Below are 20,896 nucleotides of genomic sequence, written 5' to 3' on the forward strand. Positions count from 1 at the left end.
TGTCATACTACAGGCAGATGCTTTAGTGCGTATAAGGGTAAGGGATATGCACTCATAAGGAGGCTTCCTTGACGATGATAAAAATAGTAACAGACTCCACCGTGGACCTGGATCAAACGGTTATAGATGAACTGGGAATTACAGTTGTACCTTTATCAATAAATATAGGCGACTCTAGTTATCTAGATGGAGTTGACATCACGAAAAAAGAATTTGCTCATTTATTAAAAACAAGCGAAACATTGCCAAAAAGTTCTCAACCACCAGTAGGGAAATTTATACAAGTATACGAGGATTTATTGCAAAATCCGGACGACCATGTCCTTTCAATTCATATGACAAAAGCGATGAGTGGCACGGTCTCATCTGCGCAAATGGCTGCTGATGAGATGAGCGGTCGAGTGACGGTTATTGATTCTGACTACATTTCAATTGCGCTGTCTTTTCAAGTAAAAAGAGCTGCTGAATTAGTCCGTGAAAACGCTTCGCTTGAAGAGATCCGGAAAGCAATTGAAGCTATTCGTTCAGGTACCTCGCTTTACATTGTGGTCGATACGCTTGAGTATTTAGCAAAAGGTGGCCGAATTGGTAAAGGAAAAGCGCTGTTAGGCTCTTTATTAAAGATTAAGCCAATTGCTGCTTTAAAAGAGGGAACGTACACGCCGGTAGGAACAAAGCGTTCTTACAAACAGGTCATCGAGTTTCTTGCTGAGAAGTTTCAATCAGAGACAGAAGGAAAAGAAGTTGGACATGTTGGCATTGCGCATATTGAAGGAGAGTCGCTTGCGAAGCAGGTTCATGATCGATTAAAGCAAATTCGCGAAGATTTTACGTTTTCATTAATGGAGACGTCACCGATTATTAGCACACACACAGGCCCTGGAGCGATTGCGCTCATGTATTATACAAAGTAAATTTGGCTTAAATGCTCCTTGAGAAAGGGGCATTTTTTATGTGTTTAATAAGTCACCTAGATCTTGATCGATGATTGCCCCAGTGCGGGTGTATTCAACAAGCTTTGTTGCTTCTGTCAGAACGCGCTTTCGACTAAATGGTGAAGCAAACCAATTCGTTGCTTTGGTCGTTCGGTCATCAACGGGGGCAAGCGAGTAGTTGATCCAATCAGGCATATAGGTTTTCATCGTCAGAAGAACACGCCGTGTGTGAATGCTTGATGTGACAATTATAACTCGTTCCATCTTGTGCAGATCAAATGCCCGATCAAGCACAAGTAACGATGCGAGCACATTTTCTTTTGTGTGGAGCGAATCGGTCTCGGTTAATATCGCCTCTGCAGGAATACCGAGCTGTACGGCACGCTCTTGCATTAACTCGGCTTCAGGTTTTTTCGATTCATCCCACGAGACCCCGCCCGAAAATAACAGCGTCTTCGCCCGACCCGCTTTATATAAAGACGCGGCTTTAGGTACCTTATAATCAACCGCTTTGCTACTTCCAGGTACAAAAATACAGTCAGCTTGCTTTTGGTCATCTTCGCCAACGTGGAAGAGCAGCTTTGTTAGTTGGGCATCGGTTAAGTCTTCTATTCGTAGCGTTGAGAGATACATAGGCTCTTCCTCCTCACAATTTTCATTCTATTTCTGACTCGTGTTCTTGTTTTTTAAGCGTAGTTCTTGCAGTTTTTGCCGCTGTTCTTCTGGCCACCAGGCACCGCAGTCGTCTGCAACGATACACATGCGGCAGCGCTCTAAATCATACACTTTCATGCCGGTAATCGGTGGCGCATAGAGATGCAGTGTAACAAGGCCGTTCTCCCCGTTCATCTTATGAACCGCTTTTTGTGGCGCGAAAAAGGTGCTTCCTTGTTGATAGGTTTTATGAAAAATTTCTTCTGGAAGCTCATTTCCCTCAACTTGATAAAGGGTGTTTTTGCAGGCTCCCCCGATCACTTGAATCCAGCCATATGACGAGCCATGATCATGCGGGGCACAGTCAAGGTTTGACCAGTTCATTACAAGTAGCTCGACCTCATCGGATTGATAGAGTAGCTTTCTATAATAGGGCTTATTTGAGGTGGACTCTAGAAAGGGAGATAGCTCGCGATACGAAGCATCTATTTTCACTAAAGCGTTCCGAAGCTCAGCAATGGAAGGCTGTTTTAATGGGCGTAACACCTGACTAATTCGATCTACTAACATATCTGTCCTCCTTATTCCCGTTTGGTAGGAGTTGAGAAACCCTTATTTATAAAAATGACGCTTCCTATAAGTATGAGTCCGCCTAGTATGCTTATGAGTATGATTTTTTCATGAAGAATTAAGATTGCGGCACCAAGCGTAACGAGGGGCTCGATATACAGGAACGAAGAAACCCGATTGGCTTCAAGCACCTGCAGCGCCTTAGTCCAGTAATAATAAGCAATGCCTGAAACGAAAATGCCTAAAAACAATAAATGGAGCAATTGTCCCCATTCCAGTGTTGACACCGCATGAAAACTCTCTGTTGAAGCAAAGAACGGTACGGTAAGAAGAGAGCCAATTAAGCACATATAAAAGGTAACGGTCAGGGGAGGCAGAGGAATTCGTAACCCTTTTAACAAAATTGAATAAACAGCCCAGTTAAATGTGCTTAACAGCATCAGATTATGTCCCAAATCAAAGGAAAAAACAAACAGGTTATTTGAGGTAACCATTAATACCCCACATACTGCGGCGACAATACCAATCATCTTGGGAAACGTTAACCGCTCATGTAAAAACAGAAAGGAGAGAATACAGGTAAAAATAGGCGCAAATGCAATCATCCAACCAGCATCTGAAGCATCAATTGTCAGTAAGGCTGTTGCCTGTAAAAATTGGTGAACAAACACGCCAAGGATACTCAAGATAATTAAATGGGGCAGGTAGCGAACGGGCAGTAACAATGGAATTCGTAAGAAAAGAAGTAAAATGAATAAAAAAAGCGCCCCAATGGCAAATCGGGCAACAAGAATCGTTCCCGGATCTAGTGAGGTAAGAAGTGCTTTTGTTGAGACAAAGGATAAGCCCCAGAAAGCTACAGCCAGAAGGGCATAGAAAGACGCGATCATTCTTGTACGTGTCGACATCGTTGTACGACCTCCAATCAAATTGGTTACTCTTATCATCGTATGCAAGAGTTGTCCAATTAGGCGTACAAGCGCAAAAAAAAAGCCTCCAACAAAGTTGGAGGCTAAGGGGGATAGGGGAATACGTTACACATTCTTACCAACGTTATTCTTTTTATACCTATCAACAGAACTTTTTTTAAAACTTAAGACGGCATTCCGAGAACGGCTTTGACTTCAAGATATTCTTCAATACCAAAGTCGCCCCACTCGCGCCCGATACCAGACTGCTTATAACCGCCAAACGGAGCGTTAAAATCAGTGCGGGCATTATTTACAGTGATTTGACCAGCACGGATACGAGAAGCTACATAGCGTAATTTCTCTTGATCTTCACCGAATACATAACCAGCAAGACCGTAGACCGTATCATTCGCGATTTCAATCGCATGTTCAAGGTCATCATAGTAGATTAACGAAATGACCGGTCCAAAAATTTCTTCCTGTGCGATGACCATGTCATTGGAAACATCGGTGAACACGGTTGGTTTTGCATAATAGCCTTTAGTGATGCCATCTGGTTTACCGGTACCTCCGGCGAGAACGGTTGCGCCCTCATCGATTCCTTTTTGAATATATGATTGGACCGTTTCCCACTGTCCTTCAGAAACAAGCGGACCAGCGTTATGCCCGTCTTCACGTGGATCGCCCATCGAGAATGAAGGGAGAACCTCTTGCACCGCTGATTCAAACGCTTCTTTCTTTGATTTCGGGACAAGGATGCGTGTTGCTGCCGTACACACTTGCCCAGAATTCATAAACATATTGGAGACAGCTGTTTTTGCTGCTTTTTTCATATCTGCATCTTCAAGCACAACTAATGGCGACTTTCCACCGAGCTCAAGCGCAACTTTTTTAATCGTTTTAGAAGCATTCTGCATGATTTTTTCACCGACACCACCGGAACCAGTAAAGGAGACGAAATCAATGTCAGGGTGAGAGCTGATGCCATCACCAATAACATCACCGGTGCCGTTAACGAGGTTAAATGCTCCTTTTGGAAGACCGGCCTCATCGATAATCTCAGCTAAGATCATCGCTGCATAAGGTGTTTTCTCTGCAGGTTTCAAGACAACAGGACTACCAGCAGCGATTGCGCCGGCAATCTTCGTTGATGTCTGGTTTGTCGGGAAGTTCCAAGGTGTAATGAGACCACTCACACCAATGCTTTCTTTGACCAGTGTATGGCCGTTTCGATCTTCAGAGAAGGAGAAAGTCTTTAGTGATTCAGCCGCTTTCTTAAAATGAGCTAGGCCCATTTTAAAGTGGACGTTTTCTGAGATGGATAGCGGGGCACCTAGTTCATCTGTCATCACATCAATTAATTCTGCACTTCTTTTTTTATATCCTTCTGCAATGGCTTCAAGCCAGTTAATACGCTCTTCTTTAGTTGACCGAGAAAAGGTTGGAAAAGCTGCTCTTGCTGCAGCGACCGCCTTATCTAAATCCTCTTTTGTTCCTGCGCTAATCTTGCCAATCACTTCTTCAGTAGCAGGATTAATAACGTCAATTGTGTCTGTCCCAACAGAATTGACCCATTCTCCATTGATAAAATGCTGTGTTTGATTACGCATGAAGATCGCTCCTTTTTAAATAGATCCATTTGTGTAGAAACAAAATTTCTCCTTATCTGTGTACCCTTCATAACAAAACTAAAACGGAGAAAGCGCTTTCAATTATATTGTTACCTAGCTTTTATTAAATGTCAAACTATTACTACTAGTGGTTTAAAACAAATTTGACTCGTTTGATTTGATCAAACGATAGCATGTTCATTCAATTCGAACTAAAATGAGTAATAGAAAACGTATTGAAGGTGAAAAAATGAAGCAGCCTTTATCTTTGCGAACACAAACGATGCTGTTGAGCGGCGGGATTGTGCTTGTCTCTCTCATCTTATTTGGTTTATTTAGTGCGTACCAGCAAGTCACATTTACAAGAGAACACCTCGCCGATAAAGTGCAGATCAGTGCAAGTCATTTAAAGGACCATCCGTTAGTAACGAGTGCATTGGAAGCAGGGAGTACATCTGAGGAATTGATTGAATTTGTTCAAGACATTCGGATTGAAAACCAATTTCGCTATATTGTTGTAATGGATACAAATCAAATCCGCTATACGCATCCTGTTGCTGATCGAATTGGAAAACACTTTGTAGGGGATGACGCGGATCTCGTCTTTGAGGGAGAATCGTATATTTCTGAAGCTGTCGGTTTTCTTGGCCCCTCTGTGCGTGCGTTTGAACCTGTCTATAATGATGAAGGAGCGATTATTGGTGCTGTTTCAGTTGGAATTGCCACTGATGCAATAGCAATTGCTGAAAACAAAGTCATTATCACTTCTGCTATCGGAGCAGGCATCAGTTTATTAGTCGGATTAGTAGGTGCTTTTTATCTAGCCAATCGAATTAAAAGCAGACTGCTCGGTTTAGAGCCTCAAGAGATCGCCCGATTCGTGAACGAACGTGAAGCGATTTTGGAGGCTGCTGGTGAAGGAATTATCGCCATTAACGATACCGGAAACGTTATAGCTGCAAACGAGTCGGCTTTAACTTTCTTACAAGCTTCAGGCAAGGAAGAAGCAATCGAAGGAAAACTAATTAGTGATGTCTGGCCAGATTTAAAGTTAGAATGCATCGTAACGAAGCGTGAAAGTCAGTTTGACCGTGTGTATCACTTAGGTGAACTCGAAGCGGTTGTAACGAAAGTACCTATCTTCTATAACAGGAAATGTATCGGTGCATTAGCGACATTTCGGGAAAAAAAACAGCTTGACGACATTATGAAACGGTTAAGTGGCGCTGAGACATATGCGAGAAGCTTACGCAGTGAAACGCATGAATTTATGAATAAGCTTCATATTATTAGCGCAATGGTTGAAACAGAATCGTATGCAGAGCTGAGAGAATATATAGGCAAGCTATCTGAGCGCTATCAACAGAAAAAGAACAAACAATTGCCTGATGAGGTTGCAAAGCTTGTGTCTGACGTGAGTCTCGCACAATTTTTAGCTCGTAAGACGGAAGCATTGGAAGAACAAGGAATAACGGTGCTCTTTCAATCAGGCACGATGTGGCCAAAGCTTGATCCGGAGCTTATTGATGCCTGGATTACGATTATGGGCAATACGATTGATAACGCGGTTGAAGCGAGCCAATCACATGAGAATCATTTTATGATCATTACGATTAAGCAAGTTGGCGGTGTGCTGCGTTATGTGATTGAAGACAACGGGAAAGGATTTACGCCAAAGCAAGAGCAGGAAGGCTGGATGTCAACGAAAGCTGGGGACCATGGCTATGGGTTAGAAAATGTTCGTAAGGAAGTAGATAAGTACAATGGCACATTTGATGTGCTATCGAGAGTGTGCAAAGGGACGATTGTAACGATTCACATCCCACTCGGACTTGAAGGGAGTGTAAACGAGTGATACGCGTAATGATGATTGAAGATGAGGAAGAAATTGCTCATTTCCATGCGATATTCTTAAAGAAGATTCCGGGATTTTCGCTTGTTGCCAGCGCACGTACTTTTGACGAAGGGCTTAGTCAGCTGGCGCAGCATAAGCCAGATCTGCTGCTGCTTGATGTATATATAGGCGAGCAAAGCGGGCTTGATATTTTGAAGCAGCTGCGAATGGATGAGCGAAACATTGATGTGATACTGATTACATCAGCTAATGATTCTTATACCGTTCAAACAGGTTATCGTTTTGGTGTTGTGGATTATTTGGTAAAGCCGTTTACCTTTGCTCGTTTCAAAGAAGCGATGGAGCGCTACCGCTCAATGAGTGATGAAGCCCAGCCTGACCTTCTGTTACAAAATGAAATTGATACCTTTTTACAGCGCAATGAAAAAATACGCTCAAAAGAAAGAATAGAATTGCCTAAAGGTATTACAAAAGTAACGGCAATCCGTATATTACAAGCGCTTGAGTTAACTCCTACAAGCTGGAGAACGACAGCTGAACTAGAAGAACAAACAAGCATTTCGCATGTTTCACTACGAAAATATATGCGCTTTTTTGAAGAAGAATTATTTATACAGAAGGATTTGGTTTATTTATCGCATGGGAGACCGTTTCATCAATATAAAATTTCAGAGCAAGGGAGGCAATTCTTAAAAGAAAATGATTTCGTTTAATTAAAAAAACTAGACCGTCCCCCTAGTCTATGAAAAAATAAGAAAACGCTTTCAGAGGATGGGGGAACGAACATGAAGTTAGTTTGGAACAGATTATGGGCTCAGTCAGAGCGGACAAAGGATCTTTTAAATGTGTTTTCCTATGCAAATAAAAGCTCGGCTGCTTTAAAAGAAGAAGCTGCCCAACATAAAAGCAAAAAAGGAAAAACCGCAACACCAAAAAATGAAAATGAAAAACGCCCTTATTCCAGAGCACAACTGGTTGGGTTAATTCTCGGGCCATTGCTATTTCTATTGACGATTTTATTTTTTGAACCTGCTGGATTGTCAGCGGATGGCCAACGTGTTCTTGCAGTCACGCTTTGGATTGCTACTTGGTGGATGACCGAAGCCATTCCAATTCCGGCAACTTCACTGATGCCGTTAATTTTATTACCTTTAACAGGTGCGATGGAAGGCTCAGCGGTCGCTTCCTCTTATGGAAATGATATTATCTTTCTCTTTTTAGGTGGATTTTTTATCGCTACGGCAATGGAGAAATGGGATCTTCATAAACGGATTGCTTTGTTTATTATTGCTGTCATTGGGACAAGCACGCAGCGAATCTTACTTGGATTTATGATTGCCACCGGCTTTCTTTCAATGTGGGTTTCAAACACGGCGGCGGTTATGATGATGATTCCGATGGCATTAGCTATTACAGCGCAGGTTGCGGCAGCTCTAAAGGAAGACAGTCACAAGCGAGACTTGCCAAAATTTGAAAAATCACTTCTATTTGGAGTTGGTTATGCAGGGACAATTGGTGGATTGGGGACATTAATTGGTACACCACCAAATATTATTCTAGCAGCTCAGCTTGATACAATCTTTGGCATTTCCATTGGTTTCGGATCTTGGATGTTATTCGCAGTTCCTGTTGTTATCCTGTTGCTATTATTTACATGGTTTTTCTTAGGGTCAATCAGTTTTAAAACAAGCATTAAGACACTGCCTGGTGGAAAAGCATTAATTCAAGATGAACGCAAAAAGCTAGGCAAGACTTCTTATGAAGAAAAAATAGTTGCTGCTGTATTTATTTTCGCGGCGTTTATGTGGATTTCTAGAGAATTTTTCTGGGCAGGAGAAGATGCGTTAATTTACCAACTTCCAGGTATATCTGATGGTATGATTGCGATTATTGCTACAATGCTTCTCTTTCTTATTCCTGGTAAAGCGGCTTCGCGTATTTTAGATTGGTCCGATTCAAAAGACATTCCTTGGGGTGTGTTGCTCTTATTTGGCGGCGGTCTTGCTATTGCTGCTGGGTTCCAATCAAGTGGATTATCAAGCTGGCTTGGTGATCAGTTAACAATACTCGACGGCATGCATATGTTACTCATTATTGCTGGGGCAACATTGCTTATTATGATGCTGACAGAAATTACGTCCAACACAGCGACGGCTACGATGATTTTGCCTGTTGTTGCGGCGCTTGCAGTGGCAATTGATATTCACCCATTTGCACTGATGATTCCATGTGCGATGGCAGCTAACTGTGCATTTATGCTTCCAGTTGGAACACCACCTAACGCCATTATATTTGGAACCGGGAAGATAAAAATTATTGAAATGGTCCGAGCTGGTTTCTGGCTGAACGTCTTTGCCACAGCAATTATTGTCTTAGCCGTTTACTACCTCGTTCCTCTTACGCTTGGTGTAGATTTATCGACATTCCCAACAAGTTTAATTGATTAATCATGTAGAGCCTAGTTGATCAACTAGGCTCTTTTTTTGTCATATGGGTGACTTGTTGTTTAATAAACTATTCATAGTATCATCCAACAAAAAACAGAAGCATCTGGATTAAGCGTGCTCCTGTTTTTAATCATTTTTGTTCTGTAGACCTTTTTTGCAAAGCGTGTAAACCGCTCCAGAAAACGTTCGGATTTTCTTGTTTTGACGGTAGTCTTCAATGCGTTGCACAAGTTCACTAGGAAATTTAATTAATTTTGGTATTCGTTTCATTGGACCCCTACTCTAGTTGATCGACCTGAGTCATTAGTGACTTAAATTATCTTAAACGGCGATTTCAAGTGAATCATACTCCTCATCCTAATTCCTGTCAATAGGTGATTTATTACAATAGAACAATCCTTTCTACAGGTTAACTGATGTGAGCCTGATCTTTTTTTATTTATAAGGGAAGCCGATTCAATCAGTGGCTCTTCTTAAATCCAAGAAATGCGCTTGACGGATAAAGAGCTTGTCTCGTATTCTTTTTTAAATAGATAGAAAGTTTGGTTCAAGGAGAGAAAAGCATGCGCACGTTTTACCTACTTTTAGCTTTGGCGTTGGCATCTCTTAATCTACGTCCTGCCATTACGTCGGTTTCACCCCTGCTTGAATCCATTCAACAATCCCTTGGAATTAGCGGGACGACAGCAAGTTTACTAACGACATTACCTGTGCTGTGTATGGGCGTGTTTGCTCCGCTAGCAACAACAATAAGCAAACGAATTGGCTTGGAAAAGGCAATCTTTTTTTCCTTGCTTCTTATTACGTTCGCAACTGCTGTACGAGGTGTTTTAGGAACGACAGGTGCTGCTTTCTTCCTAATTGTTACCGCCTTTTTAGCAGGTGTTGGTATTGGGATAGCCGGTCCACTTTTGTCTGGTTTTATTAAGCAATACTTTCCCCATAAACCGGGGTTTGTGAGTATTTATTCAGCATCTCTTGTTATTGGAGCAGGAGTTGCAACGGGTTTAGCAGTGCCTTTTTATGAAGCAGCGGGCAATAGCTGGCAGATCTCCCTCGCGGTGTGGGCAGTATTTGGCATTGCTGCTGTATTGTTATGGATTAAGCTTGCGAAGAAACGACAGACGGAGATCATCAACCGAAGTGCTGCACTACCTTTGCGAAACAAGAGAGCCTTACTAATTACGTTGTTTTTTGGTTTAATGGCAACGGTGTTCTATACAACGACGGCATGGGCTGCACCGATTGTAATGAATATGGGGTATTCGGCTGCAATGGCAGGAACGATGATTACCATTTTCCAAGTCATTCAAATTCCAGTCTCGCTAACCTTACCTAATGTCGTAGCAAGAAAAGGTGGGCTTACAATCGCCTTAATTAGCTGCAGCTTGCTGGAATTAGCAGGAATTTTTCTTTTAATTACCGATGTGCATCCGCTACCTGCGATGATCTTGCTCGGTGTAGGAGCTGGTGGGTTATTTCCGTTGGCGCTGATGCTACCAATCTTGGAAACAGAGACAGCTGATGAAGCAAGTGCCTTGTCAGCAATGAACCAGGGCGGCGGGTATGTTTTTGCCGCGCTTGGACCATTCCTAGTTGGTATTTTGTATGATACATTTAACAGCTTTAAGCCAGCATTAATTGTGCTTGCATTTCTTGTGGTCTGCATGATTGCCGTGCAATGGACGTTGGGAAGAACGCAGTCTAGTGCCGTCCGTGAAAAAGAAACACTATGATCAGATGGGGTTTAAAAGTGTACGAGCATAATTGAAAGAGGCTGGGACAAAAGTAGATAGACAGATCAAAACGACGAACATTCCTGAAAATGGGAACGTTCGTCGTTTGTTTTATCTTAAAATTAGCGGAAGGAGAATTCGAAGACTCCTGGGGGACCAGCACGTGTCTGAAGTCTCTGGAGTGGCGGTTTTCCACGAAGGAGGCTGAGGCCGTGCCCCCGGAAAGCGAAGAATTCTCCTGTAGCGGTGCTACTCAGCATCGTTTCGATTATTCGTCTTTTCAACTACTACTTTTAGTTATGTCCCAGCCTCTTTTCGTTTTCACCCGTTGTTCTAGCTCCTATTTGTTTGCAGATAACTTCGTATTTATTTCACAATTAAGTGCTATACTGATCGGGTAAAGGAGGGGTTGAATGAAGAAGTGGCTTGTTAGTTTCATGGTTTCAATTGTTTTGCTGCATGGATGTGCAGATAAATCGCTAACGCTTCCTACTAATGATGGACCCTATTTAGTGATTTCTCATCTAAAAGAACCATCCTTATCCTTTATGAATGTGGAAGATTATACAATTGAGCATACAGAACCGCTTCCTTCTTCTTGGAAAACGCAGGTGAGCATAAGTGATGAACGTGTTGCCGCTTTAACAAATAACGCTAATGAAATAGTCCTGTTCCATTTAACGGATGGTGCTGTTGAATCGTTTGTTGAGCTTGATGATCAAGTGTCGACAATGGTTTATGATGCCAACGAGGGACTCTTAATTGTAGCGAGTGAGCAATCAAGGACGGTGTCATTTATCGCCATAGAAACGGGTGAGATTGAACAAACGATTTCACTGGATGTAGCGCCAGCAGAGTTGCACTTAGATCAAGCTGGAAATCTGTTTGTGCTGAGCACCGATGCTGGTCAAGTGGATTACATTGAGATGCAGTCGAAACGAAAGCAGTCGTTTTCAGTCATCGACAGGCCAGCAGGGATGTTTTATGATGGGCACTTACTCTGGGTTGGGGGGCACGGACCGAGTGGTGAGTTAAACGATCAACTCCACGGATATGATGTGTCAAACGGTGAGCTCGTTCAATCAGTTGATGTCGGCTTAATGCCAATCGCGATTACGGGCAGTAAGGATCAATCCCAAATGTTTGTTTTATGTCACGGAAACGATCATCTTTATCAAATTGATCTGGAATCAAAGGGAATTGTTGCTTCAATTGAAGTTGGACATAATCCAAATTTTATGTATGAATATAAAGAACAATTGATTGTTAGCAATTTTGATAGCGATAGTTTGTCAATTATAATGAAAGAGCCTTTTGCCCTAATGGCAGAAGTTGAGGTGGAGCCAGGTCCATACGCAATTTCGTCGGGAGAGATCATGCAATGAAATCAAGAACGGTGCTTGTTGTTGATGACGAGCCGGAGCTTTTGCAGCTGGTCGTCACTTACTTAAAAAACCATTCCTATTTGGCAATCACAGCGGGTACTGGCGAGGAAGCCTTGCAGGTAATTCAGGAGCGCGAGGTAGACCTTGTGATTCTTGATATTATGATGGAAGGTATGGACGGTTTTGCTGTGTGTGAAACCATTCGAAGAAACTATGCTTTGCCAGTCATTATGCTTACAGCTCGGAGTCATGAAGAAGATAAAATAAGAGCATTAAAGCTCGGCGCAGACGATTACATTGTCAAACCATTTAGTCCAAAAGAATTGATGGCTAGAGTCGAAGCAACGATACGCCGCTCGTATGAGTTAATTTACCCGACGGATAAGCTGGTCTTTGGGGAGTTGTTAATTGATCGACACGCTCGAATGGTACAAGTCGATCAAAAAGAACTTGTCTTAACGAGACGAGAATATGATTTGCTCTTATTCCTCGCTGAACATAAAAACCGTTCTTTTTCGAGGGAACAGCTGTTTACAAACGTCTGGACCGATGTGAGCACAAGTTCGCTCAGAACGGTAGATACGCATATAAAAACGCTTCGCTTAAAACTAGGTACGTCCGGCAAACGCATCCAGACCGTTTGGGGTGTTGGCTATAAATTCGGTGAGCGAGAATGAAGCTCGATTCCATTCGCACGAAAGTATGGCTTGGAATTGCTTTCACTGCACTTGCTGTTCTTGCGTTAGCGAGTGTGCTGATTTTTTTCCTCTATGAACGCTTATATGTTGAAGAGCAGGTTGATCGCTTCATGCAGGAAGGAGAAGCGCTCTCAAATCTATATGAGCTTGAAGGAACAAATGAAACGTTTTTTGAGCGAATTGATTGGTCAAAACAAACAACGGAGGCTCTGTACCTTGTTACCGAAGACCCGATGGAACTCGCAGGCGGTGCGCCGTTTGAGGGAACGATTGGGGAAGAGTTGATCACATTTGAAGAACGTCAGGTCCTGCTTCAAGGTGAAACCGTTTTTATACGAAGAGAACATCCGCGTTTTCAACAGGATATGATTGGTATCGCTATCCCTCTAATGGAAAGTGAACGCTTGGCGGGAGCTGTCTTTATATCGAAACCATTGGCAGATGTGTATGATGTGTTTACCAATTTACGTTGGTTCTTAGCAGGGGCGCTTGCGCTTGCTGCTGGTATAATTGTCTTCTTAGGAATTCGACTAACGAGACATTTAGTAGATCCTCTTGTAAGGATGAACGCTGTCGCAAAACGGATGGAGCAAGGTCAGTTCTCGGAACGGCTATCGGTTCGCCGCCGTAAAGATGAAATGGCTGAGTTATCGAACTCGCTTAATCAATTGGCTAGCACGCTTCAACAAGTCGAAACAAACCGACGTATTTTCCTCGCAACAATTGCCCATGAGCTGCGGACTCCGTTAAGCTACATTGTTGGTTATATCGAGGGAATAGAAGAAGGGGTAATTAAACCTGAACAAGGAATGGCAATCATTGAAAAAGAAGCGCGCCGCATGAATCGCTTAGTAAATGATTTATTAGATCTAGCTCAACTAGAAGGGGATGAGTATCCTCTTCAGCACGATGTCGTTGTCTTTGCGGAGCTTGTTCGTGAAGCATGTGAAACCGTGCAGATGAGAGCAAAGCAGAAACAAATGACCATTAGGCTTGATTTAGATGAAGATTGTATCATCTATGCCGATCGTGATCGCATGAAACAAGTCATTATTAACCTCTTAACAAATGCTATTTCCTATACAAATCGAGGGAAAAAAATTGATGTAAACCTTATCACTGTAGACAAGCAAGCTCAATTAACCATTCGCGATGAAGGGATCGGTATACCTCAGGCTGATATGCCTTATATTACGGATCGGTTTTTCCGAGTAAAGCGAGCTCGTAGCCGTAAAGATGGCGGAACAGGCCTTGGACTAGCAATTGTTCAGGAAATTATGGCAAAACACGAAGGATCACTTGAAATTAAATCTGTTGAAGGGCAAGGAACGACTGCCACCGTCACGATCGCACAATATGAATAAAGATTTATTGGAAGGAGGTTCCTAAATGAAACGACTGATGACCACTAGCTTGCTGCTTCTATTTTTAACAGCTTGTTCAGCGGATGAAGATCCAAATGAAAATCTCTCAACAGAAATAATTGATGTCCATATTCAAGTACAGGAAGAACAGCCAGTTAATGAACCATTTACACTGCAAACACAAGTGATGCAGGGGGACGATTTCGTTGAAGATGCCCATGAAGTGTTATACGAAGTTTGGCAGAATGAGCAGCGAGATGATGCGGAGTTTATTGAAGCATCCCATTCTCAAGATGGTATCTATCGAGCGGAAATCGAGTTAGAGACAGATGGGGTGTATATTGTACAAGCTCATGTGACAGCAAGAGATATGCACGTTATGCCGACGCAGGAATTTTTTGTCGGGGAAGTAAGTGAAGAAGAAAAAAAGGCGTTTTATGATGAGGACTAATTCGTTGTTCATACTCCATTCATATTGAGCGGTTACACTTGTAAGAAAGGAGGCGTTTCATTATGAACCATGCAAAACTGTTATTAATTGTGTCCTCGCTATTTGGGCTATGGGGTGTGTTAATGGGTGCCCATATGGCCGGCGGAGGCTCTTATGCGCTCTCGGCAATCCATGCCCATGTGCTAGTGTTGGGATGGCTGACGCTGTTCGCCTGGAGCTTATTTCATAAAATCTATCAGCCAAATCAAAAAAGACTCGCCGCTTTTCAGGCGTGGACCGGTATTGCAGGTGCGATTTTACTTACATCAGGGATGTGGCTCTACAATACGAATCCGTTTGATTTACCTCGAGGGGTAACGCTTGGTTTTTACATTGGTGGTGGAATGACTGTTGTCATTAGTTTCTTACTGTTTGTGGTATTAGCGTGTTTAACAGACAGCAAAAAAAGAGATGCGTAGAAGAAGGGGCTATGGTCCCTTCTTCATTTTGAATAAAAAAAAGCTATTGAGAGCGACATCTTCTCAATAGCCTAAGATGCGTAGCTGCATCTCTTTTTTAGTTATAAAAATTATTGCAAGCTTTTGCTGCTTCAATGTCCTTCCGAGTTAGTTTTCCTTCGTCTACAGTCGTCCATTTAATTGTAATGGTTGTGTGGTCAATAATGACGTAGGGATGGTGTTGTGCACCCTCTGCGTAAGCGGCAACATTTTGGACAAAGTCAATTCCTTTGAGAAAGTCGTTAAACGAAAATTCCCTTATCAGCGTTTCATTTTCTAAAGACCAACCAGTCAGTTCTTCTGCTTCTTTTCTCACTTGACTCATAGTCGCACCCTCCTTTTTCTACCTCCTTCTTATATACCTGATTTGATGAACGAAGAAACCTCAAAGTTGTAAAGCTATGAAACGAAGATTTAGTGGCTAGACTAAATAGAGTGAAATCGAAGGAGAAGAGGGGTAGAAATGAACATAAAAGTAGTCGTTTATGGAGTCGCGATTATCATAGTGGCAACGGGTTGTGCAGGACAGGTGGAAGACCAATCGCATCCGTTCATTGAGGAAACCCATCAAAATGAAATCATTGAAGTGAATGGGTTGGCAACAATTGCTAATCCTGAGAATATGGCGGCTAATATTAACAAAGAGACACGTTTGTCTGAAGCCTACATCCCTGCTGATTTGGTCACTCCCAATGTTCCGTTTAGTTTCGAAGAAGACATCGATAAACGTTACCTGCGTCAGGAAGCAAGTGTGGCTCTTGAGCAGATGTTTAGCGATGCAAAAGAAGAAGGTCTCGTTTTTATTGCGGTTTCGGGCTATCGCTCATTTGAACGTCAAGCGTTTTTGTATGAAAATGCGGTTGAAGAGAATGGACCATCACAGAAGTTAGTAGCAGAGCCCGGTTACAGCGAGCATCAAACGGGGCTGGCAATGGATGTATCAACAGCATCAATTGAGTATGAATTAGTTGAAGCGTTTGGATCTACTCCTGAAGGTCTGTGGCTTGAAGAACATGCGCATGGATATGGCTATATCATTCGTTATCAAGCGGGTAAAGAAGGGATTACAGGCTATGATTACGAACCCTGGCACTTGCGCTATGTCGGGATTGAACTTGCTGAGAGGTTGGTTGAAGACGAGCTGTCTTTAGACGAGTACCATAACTTGAGTAAAGGCATTTAATTGACTAGAAGAGGATTATGAGAGACAGTGACGAAAGATTGTATGTATAAACGTTAAAATGAAAAGAGGTGAGCGCACTTATGAACCAAGCGGCGCGTAACTATTGGGATACATACTGGGGGAACCATGTTCAACCTCAATCTGTATATGCCTTTCAGTTTGGTGATGAGCCGGATAAACTGGCCGAGCTTGTCCGAAGTGGGCAGAAGACAGCGACGTGTACAGCCGAAATAACCTATCAAAAAACAAACCAACCTTTGCCGAAACGAGATGATTATGGCATTGTGTTAAATCGGTTAGATGAACCAGTAGCCATCATTAAAACAACAGACGTTTTTACGATGCGCTTTGAAGATGTAACAGAAGCGTTTGCACTTGCTGAAGGTGACGGTTCTTTAGAAGCGTGGAGAGCGATACACGAACGTTACTTCAGAGGCGAATACAAGCGGCTAGGTATTTCTTATGACCCTAAGTTAAAGCTTGTATGTGAACGGTTTATATGTGTCGGCTAGTAAGCGCTAACTTTAAGTGCAAACAAGTGCTGTAACAAAATAGTCATAAAAATGTGGCTGCTTTGTTAACTATTATTGTGAATTATTTCACAAGTAGCGAATTCCGCATATACTTAACCTATAAGATATTGTGAAGTATTTCACAATAAAAAGGAGATGAGTCGATGTTTATTCAATTTCTAAAAACGTCAAAAAGCGCAATGGTTGGATTACTTCTTGTTAGATTGTATGTAGGTTGGGCTTGGTTATCATCGGGATTAGGTAAGGTAACAGGAGATGGATTTAATGCAGCCGGTTTTCTGACCAATACGGTCGAGAACCCAGTTACAAGCGGCGACGGATCGGTAGCCTATCCACTCTATAACGCGCTAATTGAAACGATTATTCTGCCAAATGCAGAGATGATAAGCTTTATTGTCATGTGGGGAGAGGTACTTGTCGGACTGGGTTTACTCGTAGGACTACTAACCACAACTGCTGCGTTTTTTGGAGGAGTAATGAACGTCTCATTCTTACTTGCGGGCACAGTTTCAACGAATCCCATTCTGCTCTTATTAGCCATCCTCATCATGGTTGGGAAAGGAAACAGCGGAAAGATCGGGTTAGATTATTTCATTAAGCAGAAAAAAGAACCAGAGCACACAGAACAAACTATACAAGTGATTTCATAAACATGAAGAGGTTAAGTCTTAATTAAAGAGGCTTAGCCTTTTTTAATTTAAAGACAGTGGACAAAAATGAAAAATCTATGATACACTTCTCAAATAGACGAATTTGTCAGATAATTTTACTAAGAGGTGGCATATGAATCAAACACAAACCATTTCCAATACAAAAATCATTTTTATTGGCCTGATGCTTTTTTCTTTATTCTTTGGTGCAGGCAATCTCATCTTTCCGCCTGAATTAGGTCAACAAGCTGGAGAGAACGCATGGTCAGCAATTATTGGGTTCCTTATTTCTGGAGTAGGGTTGCCAATATTAGGTGTTATGGCAATTACATATGTAGGCAGTGATGACGCAGAAGGATTGAGCAAGCGAGTCCACCCGTATTTTGCTGTTGGATTGACTAGTTTAACCTACTTAACAATTGGTCCATTCTTCGCCGTTCCACGTACGGCTGCTGTTTCATATGAAATCGGTCTTGTTCCTTTCTTGGGATCAGATAGTCAATGGGCTTTAGCACTCTTTACCCTTATTTATTTTAGCATTGTCTATATTTTAGCATTAAACCCAGGTAAATTCGTTGATCGAATTGGAAAAATAATTACACCAATACTACTTATTGTTGTTTCAATCTTACTTATTCGTGTCATCGCGGGACCGCTTGGAACGTATACACCGGCCGTTGGTGATTACCAAGGATTCCCACTCTTCCGAGGTATTACGGAAGGTTATCTGACAATGGATACAATCGCAGCGGTTGTGTTCGGCATTATTGTTGTGAAGGCAATTAAAGATTACGGCGTTACAGATCAACGATTAATACGCAAAACTGCTTGGAAAGCAGGATTGGTGGCAGCGATTTGCTTAGGAACGGTCTATGCCGGCCTCGGTTATCTTGGCGCTGTCAGTTCTTCAGCCATTGAAGCGAGCGATGGAGCGGGTATTTTAGCGCAAGTATCGTTTGAATACTTCGGTACATCAGGAAATATTTTGCTCGGATTAATCATCTTGGCGGCATGTATCCCGACAGCAACAGGGTTAATCTCGTCTTGTGCGATTTACTTCAATAAACAGATTCCAAGTCTATCTTATAAAGGACTTGTCTTAGGTTTTACACTATTTAGCGCAGTTATTGCTAACTTTGGACTTTCGCAGATTATTGCGTACTCAATTCCTGTATTAGTATTTATTTATCCAATCGTTATTGTGCTCATTCTTTTAGCTTTCCTTGATAAATTATTCGGTGGACAAAGACTCGTTTATCAAATGACGATTATCTTCACGGCTATTGTCAGCATTGGCGAAGGCTTAAAAGCGTTTAATGGAAACTGGGACTTTGTTGCTTGGCTGCCGTTTGCAGACATTGGATTTGCTTGGGTTGTACCAGCACTTGTCGGCTTTGTCATTGGCTGGGTCGCCTCATTGGGATCAAAATAATGATCAATGTGTTCGGAGCGAAAGTTGATGAGCAAACGCGCTGCATTCATTACCACTCAGAGCGAGATGTCGTCGCAATCAAGTTCGCTTGTTGCCAAACGTTTTATCCATGTTACAAATGTCATCAGGATCATTGCAGTAAGCCGCTTACTCGCTGGCAGAAGGACCAATTTGAGCAAAAAGCGATTTTATGTGGAAGCTGTCAAGAGCTATTATCAATCAATGAATATATGCAAGTAAGCTCCTGCCCGGCCTGTGATCATCCCTTTAATCCAAACTGTTCAGCGCATTTTTCGTATTATTTCCAGATTTAGGTTAAAAACAATCATGACCCTTCCTTGCGCTTCATAGTTTTAGTAAAAAGCGTAAGGGAGTGGGATGGTATGAAGAAATACGTCATCGTTTTTTGTGACCCTGGTATTGATGATACAATCGCACTTATGTATGTTCTGCTGAATCCACTGCTGGAGCTAGTCGCTGTCGTGACTAGTTATGGCAACGTGACGCAGGAGCAGGCGACAATAAACGCTTCGTACGTTTTACATCTTGCCGGGATGAGTCACGTACCGGTTATTCCTGCTGCCTGTGTGTCAATTGCAGAAAGACATGAGAGCCATTACCCAGATATTCATGGGGTGAGCGGGCTAGGTTTGTTTACAGGACAAGGACATTTCCCGGGCAATATCCATACGTTTGATCATATTCGAACTCTTGCTGCGCATTACAAGCGTGATCTATATGTAGTGGAGCTAGGGAGAATGACGTCACTTGCCCTCGCACTAAATGTATTTCAAAAAGAGTTTAGACAGATAGGCGGCGTCTACATTATGGGAGGCGCCTTTTTTATGCCTGGAAACCGGACGGCTGTGGCAGAAGCGAATGTATATGGTGATTCCATCGCTGCAAAGTTTGTACTTGACCACACGGAAGCAGTCATTGCGCCATTAAATGTGACATCGCAGGCAACTCTCTCTACCTCGTTAATTAATCTCTTAGCGAACCACCCTCTATTCGGGAACTTGTTTCAACACGTATTCTTCCATTATCAAAACTACTACTCAGCTACTAATCCTTCTCTTCCTGAAGCTCCAATTCATGATCTTTTACCGGTCGCGCTCCTGCATAATCAAGACATTGCGACATTTATTAAGCGTGATGTAACGGTTGTGACAAAAGGAGAAGCAAAAGGAATGACCATTGCTGATCTCAGACCATCAAGTAAAGGGGGCAATCATCATATTTGTTGGACGATCAACCAAACAACCTTTCATAATGAGGTTACGGATGTCTTTCAAATCAACTATACAAGCTGACGGAAAATTGCTATGATTTGTTTAGAATGAATAGGAAGGGTGATGACGATGATGACAGCAAAGTGGAAAACGCAGAGAAAATTAGTTGGAGACAAATTGAAAATAGGGAGAGGTTTGATTGATCAAAGGAGAACGGATTGAATTAAGACCAGCAACAAAAGACGATTGGCGTAGGCAGGCGGCTTGGCGAAATGATCCAGAAACGGCACGTCTTGCTGCAGGAACGTATGCTGCTTTATACAGCCATGTTACTATCGAAGAGGCGGAAGCTATTTTTGAGAAGAATAGCGTTCCTGATCGGACAAAGGGTTGTCTGTTTGCCATTTATGTGGCCGAGACAAAAACGCACATCGGTAATTGTGACTACCGTAATGTAAACTTCATTGCAAGAAGTGCAGAAGTTGGTATGACGATTGGCTCACCTGAAGCGCGCAACCAAGGGTACGGAACAGAAGCACTGAATCTTCTTGTCCATTTCTTATTTGCAGACATGAACTTAAACCGAGTGCAGCTTGATACATGGAGTGGCAACGAGCGAGCGCTTCATGTTTATAAGAAGTGCGGTTTTGAAGTTGAGGGCTTGTTACGTAACGCTGAATTTGTGAACGGAACGTATTATGATCAAGTGGTTATGGGACGCTTGAAAGAAACGATATAAAAAATAGAAGCGGG

The 20,896-nt window shown here is 42.4% G+C and carries 23 protein-coding genes; 17 read left to right on the forward strand and 6 right to left on the reverse strand.

Annotated features, from left to right (window positions below; all coding sequences use genetic code 11):
• The first annotated feature begins 68 nt into the window (after positions 1-68).
• On the forward strand, positions 69-914 hold the full coding sequence (locus JOC54_RS14475) for a DegV family protein (RefSeq protein ID WP_204466887.1): 846 nt from the start codon (positions 69-71) through the stop codon (positions 912-914).
• Positions 915-950: 36 nt separating this feature from the next.
• Here JOC54_RS14475 and JOC54_RS14480 read toward each other — a convergent pair whose 3' ends face one another.
• The 4 genes from JOC54_RS14480 to JOC54_RS14495 all read right to left on the reverse strand — a co-directional run bounded on the left by JOC54_RS14480 (position 951) and on the right by JOC54_RS14495 (position 4,680).
• Positions 951-1,568, reverse strand: coding sequence for a YdcF family protein (locus JOC54_RS14480; RefSeq protein WP_204466888.1), 618 nt, complete (start codon positions 1,566-1,568; stop codon positions 951-953).
• A 27-nt stretch (positions 1,569-1,595) separates the two neighbouring features.
• Positions 1,596-2,159: a cysteine dioxygenase gene (locus JOC54_RS14485; protein ID WP_204466889.1), complete on the reverse strand. Its 564-nt coding sequence runs from the start codon at positions 2,157-2,159 to the stop codon at positions 1,596-1,598.
• An 11-nt stretch (positions 2,160-2,170) separates the two neighbouring features.
• Positions 2,171-3,067 (reverse strand): DMT family transporter, encoded by an 897-nt coding sequence (locus JOC54_RS14490; protein ID WP_204466890.1) that lies wholly within the window; start codon positions 3,065-3,067, stop codon positions 2,171-2,173.
• 185 nt (positions 3,068-3,252) lie between these two features.
• Positions 3,253-4,680 carry an aldehyde dehydrogenase family protein gene (locus JOC54_RS14495; protein ID WP_204466891.1) on the reverse strand — a complete coding sequence of 476 codons (1,428 nt, stop codon included), beginning with the start codon at positions 4,678-4,680 and terminating at the stop codon, positions 3,253-3,255.
• Between the two features lie 250 nt (positions 4,681-4,930).
• On the opposite strand from JOC54_RS14495, the gene JOC54_RS14500 reads away from it, so the two are divergent.
• The 3 genes from JOC54_RS14500 (at position 4,931) to JOC54_RS14510 (ending at position 8,982) form a co-directional block, all read left to right on the forward strand.
• Entirely contained in the window at positions 4,931-6,535 is a 1,605-nt protein-coding gene (locus JOC54_RS14500; RefSeq protein WP_239586742.1) for an ATP-binding protein, read from the forward strand.
• Positions 6,532-7,248 (forward strand): response regulator, encoded by a 717-nt coding sequence (locus JOC54_RS14505; protein ID WP_204466893.1) that lies wholly within the window; start codon positions 6,532-6,534, stop codon positions 7,246-7,248. Before JOC54_RS14500 ends, JOC54_RS14505 begins: the two co-directional genes overlap by 4 nt.
• Positions 7,249-7,320: 72 nt before the next feature.
• Positions 7,321-8,982 carry an SLC13 family permease gene (locus JOC54_RS14510; RefSeq protein WP_204466894.1) on the forward strand — a complete coding sequence of 554 codons (1,662 nt, stop codon included), beginning with the start codon at positions 7,321-7,323 and terminating at the stop codon, positions 8,980-8,982.
• A gap of 126 nt (positions 8,983-9,108) precedes the next feature.
• On the opposite strand, the gene JOC54_RS14515 is transcribed toward JOC54_RS14510, so the two are convergent.
• A complete protein-coding gene (locus tag JOC54_RS14515; RefSeq protein WP_204466895.1) occupies positions 9,109-9,252 on the reverse strand; it encodes a hypothetical protein in 144 nt (47 codons plus the stop codon).
• A gap of 293 nt (positions 9,253-9,545) precedes the next feature.
• On the opposite strand from JOC54_RS14515, the gene JOC54_RS14520 reads away from it, so the two are divergent.
• The 6 genes from JOC54_RS14520 (at position 9,546) to JOC54_RS14545 (ending at position 15,074) form a co-directional block, all read left to right on the forward strand.
• The gene (locus JOC54_RS14520; protein WP_204466896.1) at positions 9,546-10,718 is read left to right on the forward strand and encodes an MFS transporter; all 1,173 of its coding nucleotides are present in this window, start codon (positions 9,546-9,548) and stop codon (positions 10,716-10,718) included.
• A gap of 413 nt (positions 10,719-11,131) precedes the next feature.
• Positions 11,132-12,103 (forward strand): YncE family protein, encoded by a 972-nt coding sequence (locus tag JOC54_RS14525; RefSeq protein WP_204466897.1) that lies wholly within the window; start codon positions 11,132-11,134, stop codon positions 12,101-12,103.
• On the forward strand, positions 12,100-12,780 hold the full coding sequence (locus JOC54_RS14530) for a response regulator transcription factor (RefSeq protein WP_204466898.1): 681 nt from the start codon (positions 12,100-12,102) through the stop codon (positions 12,778-12,780). Before JOC54_RS14525 ends, JOC54_RS14530 begins: the two co-directional genes overlap by 4 nt.
• Positions 12,777-14,165 (forward strand): sensor histidine kinase, encoded by a 1,389-nt coding sequence (locus JOC54_RS14535; RefSeq protein ID WP_204466899.1) that lies wholly within the window; start codon positions 12,777-12,779, stop codon positions 14,163-14,165. The genes JOC54_RS14530 and JOC54_RS14535 overlap by 4 nt, the downstream gene beginning before the upstream one ends.
• A gap of 25 nt (positions 14,166-14,190) precedes the next feature.
• On the forward strand, positions 14,191-14,616 hold the full coding sequence (locus tag JOC54_RS14540) for a FixH family protein (protein ID WP_204466900.1): 426 nt from the start codon (positions 14,191-14,193) through the stop codon (positions 14,614-14,616).
• A 62-nt stretch (positions 14,617-14,678) separates the two neighbouring features.
• Complete coding sequence (locus tag JOC54_RS14545) at positions 14,679-15,074, forward strand: hypothetical protein (RefSeq protein ID WP_204466901.1); 396 nt, start codon at positions 14,679-14,681, stop codon at positions 15,072-15,074.
• A gap of 97 nt (positions 15,075-15,171) precedes the next feature.
• Here the strand turns inward: JOC54_RS14545 and JOC54_RS14550 are convergent, their stop codons facing one another.
• Entirely contained in the window at positions 15,172-15,438 is a 267-nt protein-coding gene (locus JOC54_RS14550) for a 4a-hydroxytetrahydrobiopterin dehydratase (RefSeq protein WP_035421153.1), read from the reverse strand.
• A gap of 138 nt (positions 15,439-15,576) precedes the next feature.
• On the opposite strand from JOC54_RS14550, the gene JOC54_RS14555 reads away from it, so the two are divergent.
• The 7 genes from JOC54_RS14555 to JOC54_RS14585 all read left to right on the forward strand — a co-directional run bounded on the left by JOC54_RS14555 (position 15,577) and on the right by JOC54_RS14585 (position 20,882).
• Entirely contained in the window at positions 15,577-16,296 is a 720-nt protein-coding gene (locus tag JOC54_RS14555; protein ID WP_204466902.1) for a M15 family metallopeptidase, read from the forward strand.
• Positions 16,297-16,376: 80 nt separating this feature from the next.
• Positions 16,377-16,808, forward strand: a complete 432-nt coding sequence (locus tag JOC54_RS14560; protein WP_204466903.1) for an ASCH domain-containing protein — start codon at positions 16,377-16,379, stop codon at positions 16,806-16,808.
• 164 nt (positions 16,809-16,972) lie between these two features.
• Entirely contained in the window at positions 16,973-17,479 is a 507-nt protein-coding gene (locus JOC54_RS14565; protein ID WP_204466904.1) for a DoxX family membrane protein, read from the forward strand.
• A 133-nt stretch (positions 17,480-17,612) separates the two neighbouring features.
• Positions 17,613-18,911 carry a branched-chain amino acid transport system II carrier protein gene (gene brnQ, locus JOC54_RS14570; protein WP_204466905.1) on the forward strand — a complete coding sequence of 433 codons (1,299 nt, stop codon included), beginning with the start codon at positions 17,613-17,615 and terminating at the stop codon, positions 18,909-18,911.
• Positions 18,911-19,225 carry a CHY zinc finger protein gene (locus JOC54_RS14575; protein WP_204466906.1) on the forward strand — a complete coding sequence of 105 codons (315 nt, stop codon included), beginning with the start codon at positions 18,911-18,913 and terminating at the stop codon, positions 19,223-19,225. The genes brnQ and JOC54_RS14575 overlap by 1 nt, the downstream gene beginning before the upstream one ends.
• 69 nt (positions 19,226-19,294) lie before the next feature.
• Positions 19,295-20,224, forward strand: coding sequence for a nucleoside hydrolase (locus JOC54_RS14580; RefSeq protein ID WP_204466907.1), 930 nt, complete (start codon positions 19,295-19,297; stop codon positions 20,222-20,224).
• 118 nt (positions 20,225-20,342) lie between these two features.
• On the forward strand, positions 20,343-20,882 hold the full coding sequence (locus tag JOC54_RS14585; RefSeq protein WP_204466908.1) for a GNAT family N-acetyltransferase: 540 nt from the start codon (positions 20,343-20,345) through the stop codon (positions 20,880-20,882).
• Positions 20,883-20,896: the final 14 nt, after the last annotated feature.

This window comes from Shouchella xiaoxiensis (assembly GCF_016907895.1).
Taxonomy (GTDB): Bacteria; Bacillota; Bacilli; order Bacillales; family Bacillaceae_D; genus Shouchella; species Shouchella xiaoxiensis.